Genomic DNA, 24,016 nt, shown 5'->3' on the forward strand with positions numbered 1-24,016 from the left:
ATGTGAAAAAGGCTGTTCAGTTTAAGCTGAACGGCCTTTTTATCCTGCTCTGCGGTTCATCCTTGTACTTAAATTAACCGTAGGCTCTCTATATTGCTTAGGTACCTCTACTTTGTTATATTTAGTGAATATTCCATAAATTAAGGAAGAGGCAGTCTTATGAAAAAATCTATTGTTATTTTATTTCTTATCTTGGCAAATTTGTTCTGGGCCGGTAATTACATTTTCGGAAAATACGTTGTGACAGAACTTTCCCCGATCCAGCTAACATTTACGCGATGGCTAATTGCCGTTTTCTTATTGTTTCCTTTAGCGCAGTGGATTGAAAAGCCACACTGGAAGACTGTATGGAAAGCCTGGAAATTACTATTAGTCTTGGGTGTGCTCGGGATCATCAGTTATAATTTTTTTCTTTATTGGGCTTTAACCTATACAACTTCCATGAATGCCGCTCTTGTCAATTCCATGAACCCTGCCTTAATTGTTCTTTTTTCCGCTTTGCTATTAAAGGAGAAAATTTCATCCCTCCATGCACTCGGACTTATCATTTCTTTATTCGGCGTTTTATTGGTTTTGACAAAAGGACACCTTCTGGATATTTTCCAGCTCAGCTATAATAAAGGTGACCTATTGATGATCCTGGCGATTCTCGTTTGGACCTTCTATTCAATAATCGGTAAAAAACTGAAAAACATTCCGATCATCTCTGCTACTGCCGTTTCCGTATTTCTCGGATTGATTCTCGTCGCTCCATTTGCCATTGGTTCGGGAATGAACCTTGAATTAAGCAGTAAAGCCATCACAGGTCTCTTATATATTGGAATCTTCCCGTCTGTCGGCTCATTTATTTTCTGGAATGTTTCCCTTCGTCATATCAATGCCGGCCAGGCTGGAATTTACCTGAATCTGATTGCTGTATTTACCGCCATCCTTAGCCTGGTTTTAGGTCATGCGATTTCGCTCATCCAAATCCTCGGTGGCATCCTGGTCTTTATAGGTGTCTACCTGACAAGCAAAAAGAAAAAGGCATATCCGGCAGCTGTCACGAGGAACATGTAAAGAACATCCAGTAATTCTAACCAACGAACGCTTTCTGTCTTTTCCCCTTGTCTATGCACCATGATTTACGTTATCCTTTAAAGAAGAAAATCTGAATGTAAAGGTGTGCTTTAGTTGAGGATCAATAAATTTATCAGTGAATCCGGAATTACCTCGAGACGAGGCGCAGACAAATGGATAGCCGATGGCCGTGTGACGATTAATGGCATGGTAGCTGAGCTTGGCAGTCAAGCTGAACCCGGCGATGATGTCCGTGTCGACGGCAAGCCGATAAAAGTCGAACAGCAAAATGTCTATATTGCACTGAATAAACCGATAGGGATTACAAGTACGACCGAAAAACACATAAAAGGGAATATCGTTGATTTTGTAAATCATCCGCTTCGCATTTTTCATATCGGACGGCTGGACAAGGACTCAAGCGGTCTGATCCTTCTTACAAATGACGGAGACATCGTAAATGAAATCCTTCGTGCAGAAAACAAGCATGAAAAAGAATACATCGTAACCGTGGATAAGCCAATTACCGCGTCCTTCATTAAAGATATGTCCTCCGGAGTGGAGATTTTGGATACGAAAACACTTCCTTGCAAAGTTGAGCAGTTGACCAAATATACATTTAACATCACTTTGATGCAAGGACTGAACAGACAAATCCGCCGTATGTGCTCCGCACTGGGCTATGAAGTCCGTGATTTACATCGAATCCGGATCATGAACATCCATCTGGACGGACTGGCGAACGGACAATGGCGCGACCTGACCGAGGATGAATTGAAGGAACTATTTAAGGAATTGGATTACACCCCAAGGCAAAGATGATAATGAAGATGCCCCCAGAATTCCGGGGGCATCGCTTTTTTAATTTCAGAAGAATTTTCAGCAATCATTTGCTTTTTAGTATTGCGGATATTCTCGTGAGTTTTGCTGTTTTTTTACTCGTGAATTCTACTTTACTCGTGAGTTTTACGCTTTTACTCGTGAATGCTGCTGTTTTACTCGTGAATTCTACTTTACTCGTGAATTTTGCACTTTTACTTGTGAATTTTGCCGATTTACTCGTGAATTCTACTTTACTCGTGAGTTTTCCACTTTTACTCGGAACATGCATGCAAACCTCGCGTTGGGATAACTGATCGAGCCGCCACTAATCACAGCAATTTTGAGGGTTTCCATGTGATGGTTGCCCCGGCATTCAAGCAGCCTTCCATGTGATAGCAATGCTTTCATGGCATCGGCTGACCATTGATTTGGCCAATCCCTTTATGGTGTACTTACCCTAACTGGCGTTTAAATGCTTTACTGGCGAAGAAGTAAGCGATGACCATGATGCCGACGCACCAGGCAAGCGCGATCCAAATATCGTTGCCAACAGACCCTTCATACAAGAGGGCACGAATCGCATTCACGATTGAAGTCACGGGCTGGTTCTCAGCGAACGCACGGACAATTTTAGGCATGGTTTCCGTGGGAACAAAGGCTGAACTGATAAACGGCAGGAAAATCAGCGGGTATGAGTAGGCTGTCGCCCCTTCCATAGACCCCGCTGTCAATCCGGGAATGACCGCCAGCCATGTCAGCGCTAGCGTAAACAGCCCGAGTATCCCAGCTACCGCGAGCCAATCCAGGATATCAGCGTTGGAACGGAAGCCCATCAAGAGCGCGACAAGGATAACCACCACGACAGTAAGCGCATTGGAAACAAGCGAGGTCAACACGTGAGCCCACAATACCGACGAGCGCTTGATGGGCATGGTAATGAAACGTGCCATCAGTCCGCTCTTTACATCCGTAAACAGCCGCACGGAAGTGTAAGCGACGCCGGATGCGATAGCCATCAGCAAGATTCCCGGCAATAAATAATTGACGTAGTTGTCTGTGCCTGCATCTATAGCGCCGCCAAATACGTAGACAAACAGCAGCAGCATCATAATCGGCGTAATCGCCACCGTGATAATTGTATCTGGGCTGCGCATGATGTTGCGCATTAAACGTCCTAGTAATACCCCTGTTTTACTTTTCATTTAAATTTCCTCCTTTTTGCCGATGATTGCGAGGAAAATTTCCTCCAATGTCGGCTGCTTCTCGATGTACTCCACTTTCGCTGGCGGGAACATCTCCTTGAGTTCGGTAAGTGTCCCGGTCGAGATGATTTTTCCGCCATGCAGGATGGCAATACGATCCGCCAGATGTTCGGCTTCCTCCAGGTACTGGGTCGTCAGCAAGATGGTCGTGCCTCCGCCGGCAAGCTCCTTGACGGTATCCCAGACTTCAATCCGCGCTTCGGGGTCAAGCCCTGTCGTCGGTTCGTCGAGAAAAATGACTTCTGGCGTCCCGATCAGGCTCATGGCGATGTCAAGCCGGCGCTTCATCCCGCCGGAATATTTATCCGCCCGGCGGTTGGCCGCATCGGTCAGGCTGAATCTCGCAAGCAGATTGTCGGCGACTTGAGCAGGATTGGAAACTCCCCGCAACTTGGCGATCATCATCAGGTTTTCCCGCCCGGTGAGCATACCGTCTAAAGCTGCAAACTGCCCTGTCAGGCTGATGCTCTGGCGAACATGATCCGGTTGACTCTGGACGTCAAAGCCGCAAATACCTACTGCGCCGCCATCGGCCTTCATCAGAGTCGAGAGGATATTGACCGTCGTCGTCTTGCCTGCTCCATTTGAGCCCAGCAGTGCGAAAATTTCGCCACGCCGCACCTCAAAATCCACCCCCTTTAAGACTTCATTGTCTTTAAAGGATTTTTTTAACCCTTTAACAGAAATCGCTGCATTGCTCATACTTTTTTCCTCCTTTTAATAGCGCGGCAAGGCCGCTTGTAAGTTTTGTAATTATCCGTTCGAGCGCATAGCAGAACTAGATTGCCTATTCTCCTCTATTTAGTCTGACTGATATTCTGTATTACTTACTACCGTGTTAAAAATATAACTGAATAGCGAAGGTGGCAATTCACATTTGTAACCAGCTATTCAGTCGGCATTATTTATTGAATTTATTTTTTCCCAGTCGCTTCAAGATGCTATCATTCAAATCTTCACGATACTTGGCGAAATAGGTTTTAGCATTTGCCACTAGTTCGTCGGCAAAGGACGCGACGTCATCCCCAGTGATTTCCAGCACTTGTCTGCCTTCCGCCGCACCGGCTTCGAACAACTCGATTAATTCATACTGCATGTGCAGCATATCCATCCCGTTGCCCGCTGAGAAATTCCACATGTAGTTTTGTATTTTCTTAAATACAAACTGGTAGTCCTCTGGCAAGGCTTCAACCCGTGCCATCATCATTTTATACTCTTTTTTATCACCAATCATTTTCTTGAACAATTCCATCATGTTATTTTTCCTCCTTATTGATAAAGCTGATCAAGACACTCCAAAAATAGCGTACGGAATATCTTATGAAGCTAGACTGACTTTAAGACATTGATTTTTGATGATACAAAATCCCATTTTTCCCAAAACAATTCGAGTTCCTGGCGGCCATCCTCATTAAGTGAGTAAAACTTTCGGGGCGGCCCCATATCTGACGGTTTCTTCTCTATGTTCACCAGTTTTTTCTTTTCTAATCGCACGAGGATGGTGTAGACCGTCCCTTCCACGACTTCAGTAAACCCAAGCTCGTTCAGGCGGCGGGTAATCTCGTAGCCATAGGTTTCATGGCGGCTGATGATTTCCAGCACGCAGCCTTCCAGCGAACCTTTCAGCATTTCAGTTAAATTTTCCATGTTCAGAGCCTCCTCTATTTTGTGACTTGTAACTTAGTTCTGAGGGGAATTTTTACTGAATAGCTTTTTGGTAATGTATTCACGCTATTTAGTATTACTTATTACAACTAAACTGTAACACCGAGTAGCAGAGGTGTCAACTCCTATTCTTAATAACATTTTTGCAACTTCACTATTCAGTGCTGTCGGTATCCAGTGTTACTTACTATAGAGTATGCTGTAACACGTAGTAGGTGACTGTCAACTTGAATTTTTTTTAAAAACCAGCTATCTCCATTGGATACAGCTGATTTCTTTTATGAAGCCTTTACTTCCTCCTATGCTTCTTGTTTACACGTATATTAAGAAAGGCGAAAGATTTCGGTATATTGACAGTTCCAAGAGCCCGTTTAAAAGTAAGGGTGGAAAGGGTCATACATAATATGTTTGTCTCTAACACAAATTGATGTGAAAAAGATAACATATTATTAATTCCTCTTTACTCGTGAAGTTTTACACTTTTACTCGTGAATTATACTGTTATACTCGTGAAATTCACGCCTTTACTCGTGAACTTCACACTTTTACTCATGAGTTTCGCACTTTTACTCGTGAGTTTCACGCTTTTACTCGTGAATTTCACACTTTTACACGTGAGTTTTACACTTTTACTCGTGAATTCCACTTTTTCATGAGCAACGAACAACATAAAAAGCAACCTGCGTTAGGCTGCTCGTTATCAATTCTAAATTATACCCACCATAAATCAGTTGGGCTTTCGTTTATGAGTACAGTTTTCAGATTGGTTACGGCCCGTTGGAAGCCTTCTTCAACTGACATTAGCGGATCTTCGTGTTCGATGCTGACGACGTAATCGTAACCGTATGTGCGAAGGGCACTCATGATGTCGGACCACTCTTGCAGGCTGTGGCCGCATCCTACCGAGCGAAAGTTCCAGGCACGGCTCTGGATATTTCCATATGGCTGCATGTCGGTTAACCCATACATATTGATGTTATCCTGATCCAAGTATGTGTCTTTTGCGTGGAAGTGGTAGATTGCTCCCGCTTTCCCGAGGATTTTGATGGCCCCGACTGGTTCGATGCCCTGCCACCAAAGATGGCTTGGATCAAGGTTGGCGCCTATTGCATCAGATGTAGCTTCCCGAAGTTTTAACAAGGTGTAGGGTGTGTGCACAAGAAAGCCCCCATGCAGTTCAAGGCCGATTTTTATATTGTGTTCATCGGCAATGGCGGCCGCCTTTTTCCAATAGGGGATCAATTTTTCTTCCCATTGCCATTTCAGCACATCTGTATACTCATTCGGCCATGGGGCGACGGGCCAGTTTGGATATTTAGCTCCTTCGTGATCACCTGCTGTACCGGAAAAGGTATTGACGACCGGGACGTTCAGTAAGGATGCAAGCTTGATTGTTTTAATCAGTGTTTCATCACTTTCTTTAGCGAATGCTTCATCTGGAGAGATCGGATTGCCGTGGCAGCTGAATGCACTGATCGTTAACCCTCTTGTTTGAACGGATTCGAGGTATTTTTGGCGCTTTTCTTCACTTTCCAGCAGTTCATCGAGTGGACAATGGATATTCCCTGGATACCCGCCTGTACCGATTTCAACTGTTTTTAATCCGGAATCCGCGACATAATCAAGCATATCCTCGAATGATTTTTGAGCAAATAGCACTGTAAAGATCCCTAATTTCACATGCCCCACCTCACCTTTTTCATTAATTTATGCTCATGACCTTCCCACTTGCCGAGCTTTGATAAATGGCTTCGATTATTTTTGAAACTTTCATGGCTTCCGATGGTTTTACCAATGGTTCTGCCAATCCTAGGCAGCTATTAATAAAGTTCTCTGCCTGTTGCAGGTCTGGTGTATCTTCCCCTGGCATCCATACTGCTTCACTATTTAAAAGCATGCCGTGCTTAGCCTGATTCAAGACTAGAGGGAACACATCAAGTCCGCCCTGCGTTCCGGATAAACTCAAAACAGTTGCTTCTTCACGGATATTCGCGGCCCAGGATGTTTCGAATAATAGCGATGCTCCGTTGGCAAATTTGATATATGCAGTGGCATGGTCATCCACTTCAAATACCGAGGCATCGAAATTCCCCCATAAATTGACCTGATCGACACCCTTACTGACATAATTATATGTGGAACCTACGATTTCAATCGGTTCTGGGTCATCCATCAGCCATAATGCCAAATCAAGCAAATGGCAGCCGTAATCGATCACGCTTCCTCCGCCTTGCAATTCCTTGCTTGTAAAAACACCCCAGCCAGGGACTTTGCGTCGTCTGATTGCCTGTACACGCGCTACATACGGTTCACCGATCTCACCGGCCTGAATCATTTTTTTGGCAGCCTGAGCTTCCTTCATGAAGCGGTAATGATAAGCAGTCGATAACACTTTACCTGATATGTTTGCAGCCTCGGTTATTGCTAAACATTCCTCAGTTGTAATGGCCATCGGCTTTTCACATAACACATGAACACCCGCTTGCAGAGCAGCAATGGAAATCTCCGCATGGAACTTATTAGGCGTTGCAATCGTAACAGCATCCACTTCAGCAAACATTTCTTCATAATTGGTGAAAACCTTCTCGATATGAAATTCACGCGCCACTTCTCGCGCCTTCATTTCATCTATATCCTGAATGGCGTATAAAACCACTTTATCTTGAAATTTTTGAAAAGCTGGGATATGCCTTTTTTGGGCAATTCCGCCAGCACCGATAATACCCATTTTTAATTTGTACATGATGACTTTTAACCCCTTTATAAGCGGATGATTTTTCGGGATGCATTTGATTCCATCGCGCCAAGAATGACTTTTAATGATTTTAACCCTTCAACTCCTGAGACAAGAGGCTCCTCATTGTCCACCACACATTTTACAAAGTGGCTGATCACTTCGGAATCATGCTGTCCTTCTGAGTCATTAGTCTGGATGCTTCCTAATTGGATGGTTTCTGTCTTTCCATTATCATGATGGATGATCAGTGAGTATTTCGGATCGTCTTCAAGGCGCAATACCGCTTTTTCCGCATAAATGACCGTAGCATTGTCTTCTTTTGCATAAGACCAGCTGGCGGTAAGAGTTCCGATGATACCGCTCTCCGTCCGGAGGATACAGGCCGCACTGTCATCAACGTCTGTATTTTTCTTGGCAGTCGTTTCCACAAAGGCTCCCACTTCAACAAATTCTTCTCCAAGGATATACCGTATTAAATCAGCTTTATGAACGCCTAAATCGCCCATTGCACCAATGACTGCCTGATCCTTCTTAAAAAACCAGCTTTCCAGTCCGTCCACGCTCCAGGTTTCCGGCCCGGAATGTCCAAAAGCCGTCCGGAAGCTATAGACCTTCCCTAGGTCCCCGCTCTCAATAAGCTGTTTTGCTTTTTGATGAGAAGGAACAAAACGCTGATTATGACCAATCATTAGTATTTTGCCGCTTTTCGCTGCTGCTGCATTCATTTTTTCAGCGTCCACCAAAGAAGTAGCCATTGGTTTCTCACAAAGGACATGCTTACCAGCTTCCAAAGCCGCAACCGTGATGCGTGCATGCAGGTAATTCGGTGTACATACACTGATCGCTTCAATCTCCTCATTCTTCAAAAGTTCTATATAATCAGTATATGCTTGGGCGCCATACCTTTGTGCTGCTGCATTCGCCCGGTCCTGCACAATATCACAAACAGCAATGATCTCCGTTTCATGATGTGCATCATACTCCGGAAAATGCCTGTTTTTTGCGATACTCCCGCATCCAATGACTCCTACCTTCACTTTGCCCATTTTGTTCTCTCCTTCACTTCATCTCTTTGAGATGGATTCCAACGGTTCGGCTTTCCCATAGTTCGTTACGACTCCAGATTCCGGCTTGACCCAATCAACGGCATTCTTAATTACTCGTTGAATCTCCGGATTATGGAAAGTAGGATATGTTTCATGACCTGGACGGAAATAGAAAATCTTCCCTTTTCCCCGCTGATACGTGCAGCCGCTTCTGAATATCTCCCCGCCTTCAAACCAACTGACGAATATCAATTGATCTGGTGCAGGAATATCAAAATGTTCCCCGTACATCTCTTCCTTCTCAAGCTCTATATATTCTCCAATTCCATTAACAATAGGATGACTGGGATCGACAACCCAAAGCCGTTCCTTTTCATCCGCGACCCGCCATTTCAAATCGCAAGTCGTGCCCATAAGCCGTTTGAAGATTTTTGAAAAATGACCGGAATGGAGGACGATGAGACCCATACCCTCGAGTACTCGCTTGTGGACCCTTGCAATGATTTCATCCTGAACTTCATCATGTGCAACATGCCCCCACCAAAGAAGTACATCGGTTCGTTCCAGCGCTTCTTCAGTTAATCCATGCTCTTCTTCATCGAGAGTAGCGGTCCTCACCTCGACCTGCTCACTTTGTAAAAAGCTAGCAATTGCACCATGGATACCATCTGGATATACTTTTGCCACTTCAGGCTTTGTTTTCTCGTGGCGATACTCATTCCATACCAGGACTCTCATGAACAACCTCCTCCATTCTAGATTCATTTCACGGCAACTTGCTTTTCATGTTTAACTATTACCTCTTTATCCATAACGCAAACGTTTGCGTTAGGTGTGATCAAAATATAAGAACATACTTATTGACTTCAGTAAGTATGAATTTTCAAAAATAATAGTGATAATCTATATTGTAAATTTATGTTAGCAAAAATCAAGCTTTAATTGGTAAAACATTTCTACATTTTTCATTTAATTTCCTTTTCAGCAACAAAATGCGACTCCCGCTTTATGATTTTGGTAGGAATACTGATACTCTTTTCCATCATTTCCGGATTTGCAATTAGATCGAACACGCATTTTGCCGCCTCAAACCCTAACTGATACGTATGGATATCAACCGTTGTCAGCGGCGTACTTAAAAATTCTATGAATTCTGAGTGGTTAAAACAGACGACGCTTATTTGCTCTGGCACTTTCAAGTTCTTTTCAGCTAACACCCCAAGCAAGAGAACACCCAATAAAAGATCCATAACCAAAAATGCGGTTGGTGCCTCTTTCAGTTCCAGCAATTCATCAATGGCCTTTATTCCATCCGTTCGATTTAAAGGAATCAATTTGATATATTCCTGTCGCACATCCAGCCCGGCCTGCTCCATCGCTTGTTGAAAACCTGTCAAGCGGTCCTGGATCACCTCAAACTCGGGACTGCCCCCTAAAAAGGCGATTCGCTCATGTCCAAGACTTATTACAAACTCCGATACTTCCCTGGCCGCTTGAACATTATCGTTATCAATGAACGTGATTCCGCTCATGTTCGTACTTGGCTTCCCGATCAAAACGAACGGGAAGCCCTGCTTTAATAAATACGGCACCACTTTATCGTCCTTTTTAGAGTACAAAACAATCATGCCATCCACTCTTCTGCCCTGAACCATTTTCACGACATCCTCAAATATTGCATCCTCCGTCTCGCCGGTTGTCAGGGAAAGACTGTACCCTTCTTTATTACAGAAATCCCCGATGCCTCGGATCACTTCTGGAAAAAAGGGATTATAAAGTGATTCCCTTGCCGAACTTTTCATGACGATCCCAATGGCCTTAGTTGACTTCGTGACTAAGTTCCGGGCATTTTCATTCATATGATAGCCCATTTCCTTTAATACCTTGCGTACTTTACGCTTTGTCTTTTCACTGATTGTCGGGCTGTTATGGATTACACGCGATACCGTTGATGGAGCGACATTTGCTTTTTTTGCAACGTCTTTTATAGTAACAGACAAATTCATCAACACTCCCCGTTCACCGCACATGGCTTAATATTCCCTATATTTAAATAGTTATTTAACTGCTCCATCTGCAATTCCTTTGATAATTTGCCTCTGAGCAAAAAAGTACGCAATGATGACTGGAATGATGGATAAAGTAAGTCCAGCCAAGGCAAGATGCCATTGCTTCGTATATTGACCGAAAAAGAAGAATAATTTAAGCGGGATGGTCTCCGATCCTGCACCGCCAATAACAAGGGATGGCAGCAAATAGTCGTTCCATATCCAAATGACATTTAAGATCCCAACGGTAATGGACATCGGTTTTAATAATGGAAATATGATATACCAAAATACTTGAAAGCGGTTTGCACCATCAATCTTTGCTGCCTCATCAAGTGAGAGGGGAATCCCTTTTAAAGTACCATGATAAAGGAATATGGAAAGACTGCAGCCAAAACCTAAATACATGAAAATCAGTCCGGCCTTGTTCAACATCCCCAGCTGTCCGAATTGGGCAACGAGCGGTATCATCACAGACTGAAACGGGATCAGCATGGCTGCTACAAACACAAAGAAAAGCAGGGAACTTATTTTACTTTTGTTTCGGGAAAGAGCGTATGCTGCCATCGCAGAAAAGATGATGATGATGACTACACTGACGCCCGATATCAATAAAGAATTGAATAAAGTCCGGAGGAAATCCAATTGCTCGAAAGCTTGAGTGAAGTTTTCGAATGTCCAGGTTTCAGGCAGTCCCAATGTATCGGCAAATATATCCCGTTTCATTTTAAAAGCATTGACAAGCATTAAATAAAACGGAGTGAGCCATAATATGGCCAATATGAATCCGATGAATCCAATCAGCCACAATTTCCATTTTCCCCTCATTACAGCTCAACCTCCCGTTTTTTATTGAAATAGACTTGTGTCAGCGAAACGACCGCCACGATTACGAAAAAGATAACGGCTTTTGCCTGTGCATATGCCATATCGTTTTCGGTGAAGGCGGATTTTACAATGTTCATCGCAACCATTTCAGTTGAATTATAGGGAGCTCCATTCGTCAAGGAAAGGTTTTGATCATAGATCTTGAACGAGTGGGAAAGCGTCAAAAACAAACTGACGGTAAAAGCAGGTGCCACTAGCGGAAAAGTTATATGGCGAAAACGCTGGAAGCTGTTCGCTCCGTCAATTTTTGCCGCTTCTATCAAGTCTTCAGGAACAGCCTGCAGATAGGCAATATAAATGATCATGATATATCCGGCCATCTGCCAAGACGTTAAAATGATCAATCCCCAAAAACCTGTATCAGTCGTTGATAACCACCCATTAAATGCTTCGATCCCAGTCAAATCACCAATCGCACCGAAGACCTTAATAAAAATGAACTGCCAAATAAAGCCGAGTATCAAGCCGCCAATTAAATTGGGCATAAAGAAAACTGTCCGCAATATGTTGCTTGATTTAATTTTCGAAGTCACGATGAGGGCCAAACTTAATCCGATGATATTGATTACCACAATTGCCGCTACGGAAAATTTAATGGTGAACCAAAATGTATCAAGGAACCCTTTGTCCGTAAACAAGTCTATATAATTCTTAAGACCAATGAAATCCGGAGTCCCTAAACCGTTCCAGTTCGTAAAGGAATAATAAAATCCGTAGATGAGCGGCACGATCACAACCAAAATGAGTGCAGCAAGAACAGGTGTCAAAAACAGCCAATATGCAGCATCCCGATTTCTCAACGAAACCGACCTCCTTCAAATGATTTAATAGTTAATGGGTTTAGATCATGACTGTGTTATTTGATGAATCCCTTGTTGAGGCAAATTCCCTCAGCGACTTTTCTATAATAAGGAACAACCAATCGACACATTTTTCATGCCGATTGGTCACTTGCATTTCCCAACGCTTATTTGCTATGAATCTTCTCCCAATTTTCAATGTTCTGTTGGACAAGTTCCTCCCAAGTCAATTTACCAGTTACGTATTTTTGGACACTTGCACCAAGATCATCATTCCAACCGACCGGATATCCATTAAACACCCACCCAATCGTATTTCCTTCTTGGGAGTATTTATAAATTTCTTTTGAAATTGGATCGGCAATTTTTTCTACATCATATCCTTCATAAGCAGGAATGAATTTAAAGTCTTCCAAAACGGCTTTCTTCCCTGCTTCGGATGTATACATCCAATCGAGGAACTTCTTCGCCGCTTCCTGTACCTTTTCATCCGATTTCTTGTTCACTGCCCAATAGTTCGGTACGCCGACTGGCATGCCTGCATTGTCTCCATTTGGAATCGGGATGATGCCAATTCCCTTTTCAGCTAACTCAGGATCCATATCATAGACTGTGTTATAAACCCAGTTACCTTGCTGAATGATCGCAACCTTTTCAAGCGAGAACAGCTCCTCCACTTGTTGGGAATAATCAAGACTTGCTGTCGGCTGGACGGAATACTCATTTTGGATATCGACCAATTGTTTAAACTTGTCACCATCCGTGAATTTAACCGTAGGTGCTTTACTTGCTTCTAACACATTTCCATCAAACTCCGGTGATAAGAATACATTGGATAAATGGTTTCCTGTCACCCACTTCTCTTTTACCGGATATGCGAAAACTGCTTCGAGCTTCAATTTGTCTTTTTGTGAATCGATTTTCTTAACTGCCGCCTCTAAGGCTTCATAACTTGTAATTTCATCAGGATTAATTCCGGCTTCTTTAAATATTCGTTTGTTATAGATCAAGCCGTATCCTTCCTGGTTAAATGGAAGTCCAAGGACTTGCCCGTCCTCTTCCACGCCATCCAAAGTACCGTCAAGCGCTGCAGCAGCAGCTTTAGTGTCCTTTAAATCTGTTAATCTATCTTTATATTGTGCGACATCTACCGGTCCGCCAATGTTAAAAACCGCTGGCTCCTCACCTGAAGCGAACTTTGCCGTTATGGCAGATTTATAATCATTACCGCCGCCGACTGTCGATACCTTGATCTTCACATTTGGATTTTCTTTTTCATATTGTTTTGCCAATGTCTCGAATTGCGACTTGAATTCTACCTTGAATTGAAATATATCGAGCGTCACGACATCCTTTGAGTCGCTGTTTCCGCCAGTTGAAGAAGAGCATCCTGCCAAAATTACACTAAAAATTAATAAAACAGTAAGAATTCCCCCGTACCATTTTTTACGCCTCATGCCTACCCACTCTCCCTTTTTCTCATAATATTCATGCAATTTTAAGAAAACGTTTGCATAAAATTAGTAAAATAAAAGCCATTCATTCTATAAAATTCATAGTCTAGCGTACTTCTTTTACATCACCTCCTCACAAAAAAATGTTGCAAACGTTTACATTTATGCGCTTTATATTACCACCAAATTCCATACTTTACAATAAAATTGTAGTATATTGTAAAAAAAGGATGTTAAGAACTCTCTTAATCTAATTATATGATTCGGAAACCTTTGATTATTCCTTTATCCGATTATTTATTGTACGGGCCATTTTCATTCCTGGCATTATACGAAAAAAGGGAAACCCGTCGGTTTCCCTCTTATCACTTCAATATCATCTTCACATTGGAAGGACCGTATTCATCCTTCAATTCATAATATTTATCGCTTGCTTGTCCAAATTCCTTAAACACACCGCTAATGATCAATTCATTCGTTTCTTTATCAACGACACTGTACTTGATATTGCTTTTCCCAAACTTTCTGTCATCCACTTTTAAAAGGATCATCTTGGACACCTCCACATTTAATGGCTGCACTCCTCAGGGTGTGTGGTTTCTTACTTACATAATATAACAAATTATTATGAATTTACAGATTTTTTGCAGTGCAAAATAAAAAAGCCTATCAAGGCCTTTTCATTTCGTTTATACTTTATTCGCGTCAGGACTTCGAGATATCCAGGAATCCTTCACCAAATACGTCCCGAACGTCATGTATGGCTATAAACGCATTGCTATCCGTTGACTGCACTATTCTCTTTAACTTTAGCACCTCTTGCTTACTTATAACGATATATAAAATATCCTTGGATGCCTTTGTATAGTATCCATGGCCGCTAAAAACAGTGACACCCCGGTCCATCAATTCGGTTACTTGCTTTGCAATCTGGTCCGCTTCTTTTGAAATGATGGTAATCGCTTTTTTCGGGTTCAATCCCTCAATGATGAATTCCATCGTTTTTGTTCCAATATAAAGCATAAGGATAGTGAGCATCAGACCTTCTGCACCAATGATGAAATAAGATGAGAACGCAACGATTAAATCGAAAAACAGAAGTCCATAGCTTAAGCTCCATCCCAAATACTTATTAGTAATTCGGGCAAGGATTGTCGTACCGGCAGTAGTGCCCCCAACACGAATGATCATGCCAATTCCTGCACCGGCAAAAACCCCGCCAAATATCGCATTGATGACCAATTCATCTGAAGATATCGTCCAGCTTTCGGTTAAATGAAGGAAAAGTGAATTGAAGGCAACGGCTACGATTGTATATACCGTTGTCATTTTCGACAAAAATTTATAACCGACAATGAGCAGGACAGCGTTAATGATCAAACTTAACAGCCCTGGTGACCATTCAAAAAGATAAAACAGAATGATGGTTATCCCCGTGACTCCCCCCTCACCAAGCTCATTGGGAATGACGAAAAGATTTATTGCCAAAGCGAAAATAAAAGCTCCTATTAATATAAAGAAAACATCCAAAGAAATCTTTTTCATATTTATACCTTCCTTTATGTAATGGTTAATGTGAATTCTGTTAAATTTCACTGCTCTATAGTAACATGGAATTCCATTTAATCCTTCAAAGATTTGAAGGTTTAACAAAAAGACTACCTTTGAAGTTAGATTATCTTCAATGAATGAGCTTAATACATAAGAAGTCACTATTTTCACTAAGCTTTTTTATACATTAGCTTAACAAAGTCGCTGCCCGATTCTCCTTTATTCAAAATAACCAACCAGCTTTTTTTGACCCTTGATTTCTCCAGATTAATGATTATTAGTTTATTCTCATGCTCCTTTTCAAAGCTTGACAGTTTCATTGAGTCATGATTAGAATGTTTTATATGTTAACCTATATTAATTTTAGTTGACATATAAAAAGGAGAATGGCCATGCACAGTGAAAAACAATTGCCTTGTTGGGAAGAAAAAATAAAAAAAGAACTGGCTCATTTAGAAGAGATTTCGCAAAAGCGTGAACTCGTATCAACCGTATGTGCCGAGCAGCCTTGGCTTACAATCAACGGGTGCAGGATGCTTAATCTAGCTTCTAATAACTATTTAGGGTATGCCGGAGATGAGCGGCTGAAAAAGGCTATGGTTGATGCAGTACATACATATGGTGCAGGAGCAACGGCTTCACGTTTAATTGTTGGCAATCATCCTCTTTACGAGCAGGCGGAACAAGCTCTTGTCAATTGGAAGAAAGCCGAAGCAGGACTCATCATCAATAGTGGATATAACGCAAACCTTGGAATAATCTCCACCCTGCTGTCCCGTAACGATATTATTTATAGCGATAAATTAAATCATGCAAGCATTGTCGATGGAGCTCTTTTAAGCAGAGCAAAGCATATACGCTATCGTCATAATGATTTAGATCATTTAGAAGCATTTTTGAAAAAATCACCGATTGAAGCACGGAAATTAATCGTGACGGATACGGTCTTCAGCATGGATGGTGACTTCGCTTTTCTCGAAGAACTTGTTCGGCTAAAGGAACGTTATAACGCACTGTTAATGACAGATGAAGCACACGGAAGCGGCATCTACGGTAAACATGGTGAAGGCTATGCCGGTCACCTCCATCTTCAAAATAAAATAGATATCCAAATGGGAACATTCAGTAAAGCGCTCGGTTCATTCGGGGCCTATGTCGTCGGGAAAAAATGGCTCATTGACTATTTAAAAAATCGCATGCGCGGATTCATATATTCAACTGCACTTCCCCCGGCCATACTCGGTGCTATAAAAACAGCGATTGAACTTGTGCAGCAAGAACCAGAACGCCGCTCACTGCTCCAAACACACTCAGAACACTTTAGACAAGAACTCACATATTACGGGTTTAATATTTGCGGAAGCCAATCACAAATTGTTCCTATCGTCATCGGGGAAAACGAAAAAGCGATGGAATTTGCTGCACGTTTGCAGAAAGAAGGAATTGCCGCTATTGCTGTAAGGCCGCCGACCGTTCCTGAAAATGAAGCGAGAATCCGTTTTACCGTTACGGCTCTCCACGATAAAAAAGATCTTGATTGGGCAGTTGAAAGAGTTTCGATTATTGGAAAAGAAATGGGTGTTATTAAATGAAACAGCCGAATTTAATCATGCTTCCTGGCTGGGGAATGGAAAAAGATGCGTTTCAACTGTTAATCCAACCGCTGTCAGAACTATTTCACCTTTCATTTATAGACTGGAGAGATATGAAAGCACTAAATGACATTGAAGAACGAGTCATAGAAACAATCACTTCCATAGATGGTCCTGTTTATTTACTGAGCTGGTCATTAGGATCAATAGTATCACTTGAACTTTCAAGTTCCTTTCGAGAAAAAATAAACGGTTTTATCCTTTTTGGCGCAACAAGTCGGTTCACCACCGGAGAAAATTACACATTTGGCTGGGATCCACGAATGGTCGAGCGCATGAAGAAACAACTGCAGCGCAATAAAGAGAAGACTTTGACTTCCTTCTATGAAGCAATGTTTTCCGATACTGAAAAAGAAGCAGGTTTTTATGATCAATTCATCAAGACAATTCAACGCGAGTTTCATGGAGATGATGTGTTTTCGCTTCTGATTGGTTTGGATTATTTACTTCAGAAAGATGCTAGAGCAAGACTCGACCGGATTGAAGCCCCCTTTATATTGCTTCATGGGAGGGAAGACAAAATTTGTCCACTTGAAGCCTCCTCCTTCATTAAAGAAAACCTGGGTGGGCAAGCCGAGCTTCATATTATTGAAGGTGCTGGTCATATTCCATTTTTCACAAAACCACAGAAATGTATGGAGCATATAAAAACATTTATTCAAAAGGAGTACGTTCATGATTGATAAACGATTGTTAAGCAAGCGGTTTAGTGAACACGCGAAAACATATGATGCGTATGCCAATGTTCAAAAAAACATGGCAAGAAAATTAGTGGATTTGCTTCTTCAAAAAAACACCAATCATAAAATCAATATTCTTGAAATCGGCTGCGGCACTGGTTACTTAACCAGGTTACTCGTCAAAGCATTCCCTAATGCCGCCATTACGGCTGTTGATATTGCACCCGGAATGGTTGAAGTGGCGAAAGGAATGACAAAGGAGGACCGTGTTACATTTTTATGTACGGACATCGAAGAAATGGCGCTAAATGAAAATTTCGACTTGATTATTTCCAATGCAACATTTCAATGGCTGAATGATCTTCCTGCAACCCTAGAAAAACTATGTACACGATTAACGGCTGAAGGAAGCCTGATATTTTCAACGTTCGGAATAGATACATTTCAAGAGCTTCATATGTCGTATGAACAGGCGAAAGAAAAGCTTCAGCTTTCCATTGATAGTTCACCAGGCCAAATGTTTTACACACTAGAAGAATTATCCCAAATTTGTGAAGAAGCGCTCCCCTTTTCATCAGCATCTCCAATCGAGATAACAAAAATGGAAAATCTTGAACTGGAGTACTTTCAGACAGTACGTGAATTTTTCACTTCAATTAAGAAGATTGGTGCAGCTAACAGCAACAAAGAAAACTACTGCCAGCGCCCTTCCCTTTTTCGAGAGTTAATCAACATATACGACACAGAATACCGAGATGAATCAGGTGTAAAAGCAACCTATCATTGTTTGTTCTTTAAAATGAAAAAACATGATTAATCCGAAGATAACCATCTGGGATACTAGCAATATATTATACATAAATGCAAATCGTTTAGATAAAGTAACGACTAGTATACCAACCGCTTACCAGGTTCCCATTCAAGCAATTCAGGCCGCCGCCACTCCTAATTCCTTTGGAGAGGCAGCGGCCTTTTACCTATAACTTCATCCAAATACCTTGCCATCTGTAATATTGACCACTCGATCACATAAATCTAACATTCTTTCATCGTGCGTTACCATGATGGCCGCTTTATTTCTTGATTTCACCTCATGTGCAAGCATTTCAACAACATCCCTGCCTCTTTTGGAATCAAGACTTGCGGTTGGTTCATCCGCTAAAATGATTTCTGGATCATTCATCAGCGAACGGGCAATGGCTACACGCTGCCGCTCACCGCCCGACAGTGCTTCTGGCAGGTGATCTGCCCGATGTCCAAGTCCAAGGTGGCTAAGCAATTCGTCCGCTTTTTTCACAGTTTTTTTATCTCTCTTGCCAATCAGTTCAGAAAGTAGCAGAAGCTGATCTCGTACGGTTAGATATGGCACAAGGTTCGATGATTGGAATACAAACCCGATCTTTTCGAGGCGAACTCTAGTCAATTCCTTTGGTGATAGTGTTGTTATATCTTCATCATTCAGCAGTAAGCGACCTTCGCTCGGAGATAGTAACGCACCCGCTATTGAAAGAAAAGTACTTTTTCCTGAGCCTGAAGGACCCACGATCGCGACGAATTCCCCCGCTTTCACATTCAGGGAAATATTATCAAGGGCAGTCACCTTATTAACGCCTTCCCCATAAATCTTACTGACGTTTTCAAATAATAGTTTATCCCTCATCATGATACCCTCCCTATTGCTTCGATCGCATCTATCTTCGCTACTCGGTATAGTGATAGCAGCGAACCCAATACGGATACAACCAAAAGTAACACGGAATATTTAATGACCAAATCGGTACTCAATACGAATGGCATTCCCTCTGGCATGATTAAAGTGACGACATATGTCAGTGCAACACTGATGGCTATGCATGTCACTGCAAGCAGCATTACTTGACCAACAATACTTTTTGCCAGGTAACCCGTATTGGCCCCGAGTGCTTTAAGGACTCCAAATTGATTAGTCTTCTGCAAGGTAATCACATAAAAGAATACAGCCAAAACGAATGCTGCAATGACAAACAAGAAGGCAATCATCATCGTCAATGTACCCTGTTCCTCTTTGAACCCTGGTATACTCTGAAGTGATTCTTCTTTCGAAATGAGCGTTACTCCTTCTGGCAATGATTCACGTACATTCTCTTCTGCCTTCGAATCCATTTGCACGGCTATTGCGCTGATTGAGTCTTTTCCTTGATTTTTCAATCCAGGATTAATCTCCTGCCACCCCTTAACATTCATGTAAACTGCCGGTGAATGGCTGTAAGACTGCTTTTCAGTAAAACCAACAATGGTGAAAACCTTACCTGATAGGTCATCTTTAAGTGAATCACCCAATTTATAACCCACTTCTTTTAAAGAACGATCTGCAACTACTTCACCTTGCTTCTTATTGTCATAGCTCGTTCCTTCTATGACCTTCGGTGCTAGTATCCCACTGGCATCGGTCGCAAAAATGGTGACATCCGTTTTCTCCGATGATCCGGTTTTATTCAATGTGATCATCATTTGCCCCAGCCCTTCGGCTGCTTTAACATCCGATAAAGCCTGGATGTCATCAAGCTTTTCCATGGATATGATGGATCGATTCAATTTATTTTTAGAGTCATGCTCCATAACGAAATAGTCGGCTTTCATGTTTTGTATGGATGAAGCATTATCTGATGAAAGTCCATTAGCTAATCCTGAAATGATAAAAACAAGCAAAGCGACCAATACCATGATCAGTCCAATCAGCAGATAACGTAACTTTGAATGCTTTAGTTCACGTATTGCCAAAAACATCATTTCATCTCCCTTTTCTTTTGTTTACCAATCGAGTCCTGCTTCAATCGGTATGACTCGATTGTAAACAATCAATATGAATGGAAGATGAACAACTGATTACATAAGGGGCAGCCGTATATAAAAAGTGGTCCCTTTACCAAGTTCGCTTTGAACTTCGATCGTTCCTCCATGAAGATCAACCGTCTTCTTCGTGATCGAAAGTCCTAACCCGCTGCCTGTTTCACTCCTATTCCTCACTTTGTCGACTTTATAAAAGCGTTCAAGGATATAAGGAAGGTCTTCTTCTGGAATTCCCATGCCCGTATCCGCGATCATCACTTCAACAGCACTTCCTATACTTTTAATCCGAATATTGATCGAACTGCCGCTTTCCGAGTATTTAATGCTATTGGTTATCAAATTCGTCCAAACTTGATTTAAAAGTTTCTCATCTGCAGAAATGACGGTTAACGGCAAATCCATTTCGATCACCATATCTTTTTCCCGCCAATTCCATTCCAGCATGAACAACACCTGCCGGATTTGCTGCGCTAAATCAAAATTTGACCGTTGTAGCGGATCTTCTTCTTTATCCAACGAAGCAAGCATGAGCAGCTGTTTGCTTAACGACGACATGCGCCTGCTTTCTTTTTCAATGATGGACAAGTACTGATTTCTTTGTTCTTTTGTTAATTCCTCCGATTGGAGGGTTTGAGAAAAACCTTGGATGGATGCAAGCGGAGATTGAATTTCATGAGATACATTCGATACGAACTCCTGCCTCATATCATCCAACTTCTGTATGCTTTGAGTCATTTTCGAGAAATGCTGTGCCAAGTCCCCTATTTCATCTCTTCGGGTGACATTCAATTCACTACTATAATCCCCATCGGCGATTCTTTTTGTAGCTTCCGTTAATTTCGTAATCGGCTTAACGATGAAACGCGTATTAATGATCACAAATAAAAAACTAAGAAGTAGCGTCAGTACGAGCAAAACCGCAAGGAAAAAGCGAAATTCACCAAACTGTAGCTCTATATTCGGTCTTACAAACAATGCATGCTTTTCGCCATTCACGTTTAACGGGACCCCAATGCTATTAATTAAAACATCTTCAAAAAAACCGGTAATAAATAACCCATTATTATAATTGACGATCCCTTGATAGGTATTTCCATTCAAAACTCCGGAAATCGTGTCACGATCCAAACTCGTATCCCTAAACGGCTCACCATATAAAGTTCCTTCACCCTGCTCATTAAATAGATACATTTGATAGTGCAAACCTGCAATATGGTTTAAATACGCATCAATATCCTGATCAGGATTCTCCTCATATAAGGAGACTATCTCACTTGCGACTTTGCCTATCTTCTTACCATTGTTGGGTTTTTGAACCTGATGATAATAAACATTGGAAATTAAAAAAGCGATGACACTTGCAAGCACCATGATCAAAATGGTTTGAATAACTATCCTGAAATAAAGTGTTTTCACTTCTTGTTGACCTCCAGTTTATAACCTAAGCCACGGACAGTCGTTATGACAAAATCATCGGTCCGTCCGGCAAAACGTTCCCTCAACCGTTTAATATGAACATCAACCGTTCGATCATCCCCTTCAAAATCAGCACCCCAAACCAGTTCAATAAGCTGCTCACGCGTAAAGACCTGATCTGGAAAACTCCCAAGCTGAGCCAGCAGCTCAAATTCCTTAAGCGGCAGGAGCAGCGTATTCCCCTTTATTCGCACTTCGTAACTTCTACGGTCAATCACCGTTTGATTCAATGAGATGGATTCAGAATTCACCATACGGTACCTTCGCAATAGCGCTTTTATCCGAAATAGAAGTTCCCGTGGCTCAAACGGCTTTACGAGGTAATCATCCGTACCTGCAAAGTACCCCTTTTCCTTATCGATAAGTTGATCTTTAGCTGTCAATAAAATGACGGGCAGATCATATTGATCCCGGATTTCCTTACAAAGATCCAGTCCGTTTTTAAACGGCATCATAATATCGACAACAGCCAGATGGACCCGTTCCTTCTCCAGTAGCAAGGAGGCTTCATTACCGTCCTTGGCTTCGAATACCATGTACCCTTCCTTTTCCAAGTGAAATTCAAGCAACTCCCGAATATGCCGATCATCATCCGCAATTAAAATATGTATCAAAGAAACCACATCTCCACTTCTTTTATAGGCTCTGGCTAAACATACAATAGCAATAATTAAACCTGTAAAACAACAAATACTAATTCAATTTCCGGTTCCTTATAAACTAGTTTGCCACTAATATACAGCACTCTCTAATTTTTTATTAAAAGATAAGTAAAAAAACGAACAGAATCTTAAAACCCTGTCCGCTTTTTCCCTATAGTAAATCGTCATATTCACACTAGTTCAGCCGTATTGAATTTTTTTCTCCTAAAAGGGTTTTAAATATTCTGAATATAAACTATAATTGTTTTATTTTAAAACATCTAGGAGGTCACTATGGGAGTAGTAGAGAAAATCAGCGGATTTGCTGGTAAAACGTTTACCTTATGGGTCATTTTATTTGCAGTTATTGCGTATATCTTACCTAATCAGTTTATATGGATTGGAGACTATATTGTTCCATTACTAGGAATTGTCATGTTTGGCATGGGACTTACATTATCAGCAGCGGATTTTAAAGAAGTATTCCGACGGCCAAAAGAGGTCGCACTAGGGGTAGCAGGTCATTTTATCATTATGCCCTTATTGGCATTCGGATTAGCAATAGGGTTCGATTTGCCCAAAGAAGTGGCTGTTGGTGTTATTTTGGTAGGATGTTGCCCTAGTGGAACAGCTTCAAATGTCATGGTGTTTCTTGCGAGAGGAAATGTTGCGCTTGCAGTTGCCATTGCTTCTGTTTCCACTATTCTAGCGCCTATCGTAACGCCCCTGCTTATTCTGCTCTTTGCAAGTAAATGGGTCAATATCAGTATTGGGTCGTTATTCATTTCGATCATTCAAGTGGTGATTATCCCACTGCTGCTTGGATTCATCGTCAAAAAGTTTTTTGGCAAACAGGCAGAGGCCGGTGCAAAGGCTCTGCCTCTAGTATCTGTCATTTCCATCGTTCTGATCGTATCTGCCGTAGTGGCTGGCAGCCAAGCTCAGCTGGCTAAAACAGGTTTGCTGATTTTTGCAGTAGTCGTTCTTCATAATGTTCTTGGCTTTTTACTCGGCTTTTTCTTTGCTCGTTTATGCGGGATGGATTTAGCGAAACAGAAAGCTGTCGCAATGGAGGTTGGTATGCAGAACTCTGGTTTAGGTGTAGCCATAGCAACAGCCCACTTCTCGCCTTTGGCTGCTGTACCTAGTGCCATTTTCAGTGTTTGGCATAATATATCAGGTTCCGTTCTAGCCTTTATTTTCAGTCGCATGAAAGATAAAAAAAATACAGGGACAAATAATTCGATAAAAACAGAAGTATCATAATATTGTTGGATGAATAAAAGAAGCCGATTGAGTGAATCGGCTTTTTTTTGTGCATTTATCATCTGAATATTGAACATTCAAGGGAAAATGACAAATATTCTATGCCCAAAATTAATGAACTTACTGCCTTGTTGTGGTTA

General features: G+C 41.8%; 24 protein-coding genes. 6 read left to right on the plus strand and 18 right to left on the minus strand.

The window, feature by feature from the left end:
* Positions 1-159: 159 nt before the first annotated feature.
* Together LQ188_RS19745 and rluF are read left to right on the plus strand one after the other, a co-directional pair.
* Positions 160-1,059 carry a DMT family transporter gene (locus LQ188_RS19745; RefSeq protein ID WP_230177907.1) on the plus strand — a complete coding sequence of 300 codons (900 nt, stop codon included), beginning with the start codon at positions 160-162 and terminating at the stop codon, positions 1,057-1,059.
* 114 nt (positions 1,060-1,173) lie between these two features.
* The gene (gene rluF / locus LQ188_RS19750) at positions 1,174-1,881 is read left to right on the plus strand and encodes a 23S rRNA pseudouridine(2604) synthase RluF (RefSeq protein WP_101224954.1); all 708 of its coding nucleotides are present in this window, start codon (positions 1,174-1,176) and stop codon (positions 1,879-1,881) included.
* Positions 1,882-2,333: 452 nt separating this feature from the next.
* Here rluF and LQ188_RS19755 read toward each other — a convergent pair whose 3' ends face one another.
* The 14 genes from LQ188_RS19755 to LQ188_RS19820 form a co-directional block, all read right to left on the minus strand.
* Positions 2,334-3,083, minus strand: coding sequence for an ABC transporter permease (locus LQ188_RS19755; protein ID WP_101224955.1), 750 nt, complete (start codon positions 3,081-3,083; stop codon positions 2,334-2,336).
* Complete coding sequence (locus LQ188_RS19760; RefSeq protein ID WP_230177908.1) at positions 3,084-3,845, minus strand: ATP-binding cassette domain-containing protein; 762 nt, start codon at positions 3,843-3,845, stop codon at positions 3,084-3,086.
* A 199-nt stretch (positions 3,846-4,044) separates the two neighbouring features.
* Complete coding sequence (locus tag LQ188_RS19765) at positions 4,045-4,398, minus strand: DUF1048 domain-containing protein (protein ID WP_101224957.1); 354 nt, start codon at positions 4,396-4,398, stop codon at positions 4,045-4,047.
* A gap of 71 nt (positions 4,399-4,469) precedes the next feature.
* Entirely contained in the window at positions 4,470-4,790 is a 321-nt protein-coding gene (locus tag LQ188_RS19770) for a PadR family transcriptional regulator (RefSeq protein ID WP_230177909.1), read from the minus strand.
* Positions 4,791-5,519: 729 nt separating this feature from the next.
* Positions 5,520-6,488, minus strand: coding sequence for a sugar phosphate isomerase/epimerase (locus tag LQ188_RS19775; RefSeq protein ID WP_101224959.1), 969 nt, complete (start codon positions 6,486-6,488; stop codon positions 5,520-5,522).
* A 22-nt stretch (positions 6,489-6,510) separates the two neighbouring features.
* Positions 6,511-7,551, minus strand: a complete 1,041-nt coding sequence (locus LQ188_RS19780; protein WP_034305944.1) for a Gfo/Idh/MocA family oxidoreductase — start codon at positions 7,549-7,551, stop codon at positions 6,511-6,513.
* 17 nt (positions 7,552-7,568) lie between these two features.
* Entirely contained in the window at positions 7,569-8,591 is a 1,023-nt protein-coding gene (locus LQ188_RS19785; RefSeq protein WP_230177910.1) for a Gfo/Idh/MocA family oxidoreductase, read from the minus strand.
* 18 nt (positions 8,592-8,609) lie between these two features.
* Entirely contained in the window at positions 8,610-9,329 is a 720-nt protein-coding gene (locus LQ188_RS19790; RefSeq protein WP_101224961.1) for a ThuA domain-containing protein, read from the minus strand.
* Between the two features lie 227 nt (positions 9,330-9,556).
* Positions 9,557-10,591: a LacI family DNA-binding transcriptional regulator gene (locus LQ188_RS19795; protein ID WP_101225045.1), complete on the minus strand. Its 1,035-nt coding sequence runs from the start codon at positions 10,589-10,591 to the stop codon at positions 9,557-9,559.
* A gap of 57 nt (positions 10,592-10,648) precedes the next feature.
* Positions 10,649-11,467, minus strand: a complete 819-nt coding sequence (locus LQ188_RS19800) for a carbohydrate ABC transporter permease (RefSeq protein ID WP_101224962.1) — start codon at positions 11,465-11,467, stop codon at positions 10,649-10,651.
* The gene (locus LQ188_RS19805; protein ID WP_098370419.1) at positions 11,467-12,327 is read right to left on the minus strand and encodes a sugar ABC transporter permease; all 861 of its coding nucleotides are present in this window, start codon (positions 12,325-12,327) and stop codon (positions 11,467-11,469) included. Before LQ188_RS19805 ends, LQ188_RS19800 begins: the two co-directional genes overlap by 1 nt.
* Positions 12,328-12,494: 167 nt before the next feature.
* A complete protein-coding gene (locus LQ188_RS19810; protein ID WP_101224963.1) occupies positions 12,495-13,784 on the minus strand; it encodes an ABC transporter substrate-binding protein in 1,290 nt (429 codons plus the stop codon).
* Between the two features lie 362 nt (positions 13,785-14,146).
* Entirely contained in the window at positions 14,147-14,332 is a 186-nt protein-coding gene (locus LQ188_RS19815) for a hypothetical protein (protein WP_034305959.1), read from the minus strand.
* Between the two features lie 154 nt (positions 14,333-14,486).
* On the minus strand, positions 14,487-15,326 hold the full coding sequence (locus LQ188_RS19820) for a YitT family protein (RefSeq protein WP_095390405.1): 840 nt from the start codon (positions 15,324-15,326) through the stop codon (positions 14,487-14,489).
* A gap of 398 nt (positions 15,327-15,724) precedes the next feature.
* Here LQ188_RS19820 and bioF point away from each other — a divergent pair, with 398 nt between their 5' ends.
* Genes bioF through bioC form a run of 3 tightly spaced genes read left to right on the plus strand, consistent with a single transcriptional unit; the run spans position 15,725 to position 18,481 of the window.
* Complete coding sequence (gene bioF, locus LQ188_RS19825; protein ID WP_230177911.1) at positions 15,725-16,924, plus strand: 8-amino-7-oxononanoate synthase; 1,200 nt, start codon at positions 15,725-15,727, stop codon at positions 16,922-16,924.
* Positions 16,921-17,667, plus strand: a complete 747-nt coding sequence (locus LQ188_RS19830) for an alpha/beta hydrolase (protein ID WP_230177912.1) — start codon at positions 16,921-16,923, stop codon at positions 17,665-17,667. Before bioF ends, LQ188_RS19830 begins: the two co-directional genes overlap by 4 nt.
* On the plus strand, positions 17,660-18,481 hold the full coding sequence (bioC, locus tag LQ188_RS19835) for a malonyl-ACP O-methyltransferase BioC (RefSeq protein WP_230177913.1): 822 nt from the start codon (positions 17,660-17,662) through the stop codon (positions 18,479-18,481). Before LQ188_RS19830 ends, bioC begins: the two co-directional genes overlap by 8 nt.
* A gap of 168 nt (positions 18,482-18,649) precedes the next feature.
* On the opposite strand, the gene LQ188_RS19840 is transcribed toward bioC, so the two are convergent.
* From LQ188_RS19840 to LQ188_RS19855, 4 genes are all read right to left on the minus strand, one after another.
* A complete protein-coding gene (locus tag LQ188_RS19840; RefSeq protein ID WP_101224968.1) occupies positions 18,650-19,327 on the minus strand; it encodes an ABC transporter ATP-binding protein in 678 nt (225 codons plus the stop codon).
* Positions 19,324-20,430: an ABC transporter permease gene (locus LQ188_RS19845; protein ID WP_101224969.1), complete on the minus strand. Its 1,107-nt coding sequence runs from the start codon at positions 20,428-20,430 to the stop codon at positions 19,324-19,326. Before LQ188_RS19845 ends, LQ188_RS19840 begins: the two co-directional genes overlap by 4 nt.
* A 99-nt stretch (positions 20,431-20,529) precedes the next feature.
* Complete coding sequence (locus LQ188_RS19850; RefSeq protein WP_101224970.1) at positions 20,530-21,909, minus strand: HAMP domain-containing sensor histidine kinase; 1,380 nt, start codon at positions 21,907-21,909, stop codon at positions 20,530-20,532.
* On the minus strand, positions 21,906-22,583 hold the full coding sequence (locus tag LQ188_RS19855) for a response regulator transcription factor (protein ID WP_230177914.1): 678 nt from the start codon (positions 22,581-22,583) through the stop codon (positions 21,906-21,908). The genes LQ188_RS19850 and LQ188_RS19855 overlap by 4 nt, the downstream gene beginning before the upstream one ends.
* 321 nt (positions 22,584-22,904) lie before the next feature.
* On the opposite strand from LQ188_RS19855, the gene LQ188_RS19860 reads away from it, so the two are divergent.
* Positions 22,905-23,876, plus strand: a complete 972-nt coding sequence (locus tag LQ188_RS19860; RefSeq protein ID WP_230177916.1) for a bile acid:sodium symporter family protein — start codon at positions 22,905-22,907, stop codon at positions 23,874-23,876.
* The last annotated feature ends 140 nt before the right edge of the window (positions 23,877-24,016 follow it).

This window comes from Peribacillus sp. Bi134 (assembly GCF_918698065.1).
GTDB lineage: Bacteria > Bacillota > Bacilli > Bacillales > DSM-1321 > Peribacillus.

What these genes read in the sequence shown, in the direction of transcription:
- LQ188_RS19840 (WP_101224968.1), bottom strand. Translation starts at nt 19,327, where the DNA reads ATGATGAGGGATAAACTATTATTTGAAAACGTCAGTAAGATTTATGGG.
- LQ188_RS19785 (WP_230177910.1), bottom strand. Translation starts at nt 8,591, where the DNA reads ATGGGCAAAGTGAAGGTAGGAGTCATTGGATGCGGGAGTATCGCAAAA.
- LQ188_RS19845 (WP_101224969.1), bottom strand. Translation starts at nt 20,430, where the DNA reads ATGTTTTTGGCAATACGTGAACTAAAGCATTCAAAGTTACGTTATCTG.
- LQ188_RS19780 (WP_034305944.1), bottom strand. Translation starts at nt 7,551, where the DNA reads ATGTACAAATTAAAAATGGGTATTATCGGTGCTGGCGGAATTGCCCAA.
- LQ188_RS19770 (WP_230177909.1), bottom strand. Translation starts at nt 4,790, where the DNA reads ATGGAAAATTTAACTGAAATGCTGAAAGGTTCGCTGGAAGGCTGCGTG.
- LQ188_RS19860 (WP_230177916.1), top strand. Translation starts at nt 22,905, where the DNA reads ATGGGAGTAGTAGAGAAAATCAGCGGATTTGCTGGTAAAACGTTTACC.
- LQ188_RS19765 (WP_101224957.1), bottom strand. Translation starts at nt 4,398, where the DNA reads ATGATGGAATTGTTCAAGAAAATGATTGGTGATAAAAAAGAGTATAAA.
- LQ188_RS19790 (WP_101224961.1), bottom strand. Translation starts at nt 9,329, where the DNA reads ATGAGAGTCCTGGTATGGAATGAGTATCGCCACGAGAAAACAAAGCCT.
- LQ188_RS19815 (WP_034305959.1), bottom strand. Translation starts at nt 14,332, where the DNA reads ATGATCCTTTTAAAAGTGGATGACAGAAAGTTTGGGAAAAGCAATATC.
- bioF (WP_230177911.1), top strand. Translation starts at nt 15,725, where the DNA reads ATGCACAGTGAAAAACAATTGCCTTGTTGGGAAGAAAAAATAAAAAAA.
- LQ188_RS19830 (WP_230177912.1), top strand. Translation starts at nt 16,921, where the DNA reads ATGAAACAGCCGAATTTAATCATGCTTCCTGGCTGGGGAATGGAAAAA.
- LQ188_RS19800 (WP_101224962.1), bottom strand. Translation starts at nt 11,467, where the DNA reads ATGAGGGGAAAATGGAAATTGTGGCTGATTGGATTCATCGGATTCATA.
- LQ188_RS19745 (WP_230177907.1), top strand. Translation starts at nt 160, where the DNA reads ATGAAAAAATCTATTGTTATTTTATTTCTTATCTTGGCAAATTTGTTC.
- LQ188_RS19760 (WP_230177908.1), bottom strand. Translation starts at nt 3,845, where the DNA reads ATGAGCAATGCAGCGATTTCTGTTAAAGGGTTAAAAAAATCCTTTAAA.
- LQ188_RS19755 (WP_101224955.1), bottom strand. Translation starts at nt 3,083, where the DNA reads ATGAAAAGTAAAACAGGGGTATTACTAGGACGTTTAATGCGCAACATC.
- bioC (WP_230177913.1), top strand. Translation starts at nt 17,660, where the DNA reads ATGATTGATAAACGATTGTTAAGCAAGCGGTTTAGTGAACACGCGAAA.
- LQ188_RS19820 (WP_095390405.1), bottom strand. Translation starts at nt 15,326, where the DNA reads ATGAAAAAGATTTCTTTGGATGTTTTCTTTATATTAATAGGAGCTTTT.
- LQ188_RS19810 (WP_101224963.1), bottom strand. Translation starts at nt 13,784, where the DNA reads ATGAGGCGTAAAAAATGGTACGGGGGAATTCTTACTGTTTTATTAATT.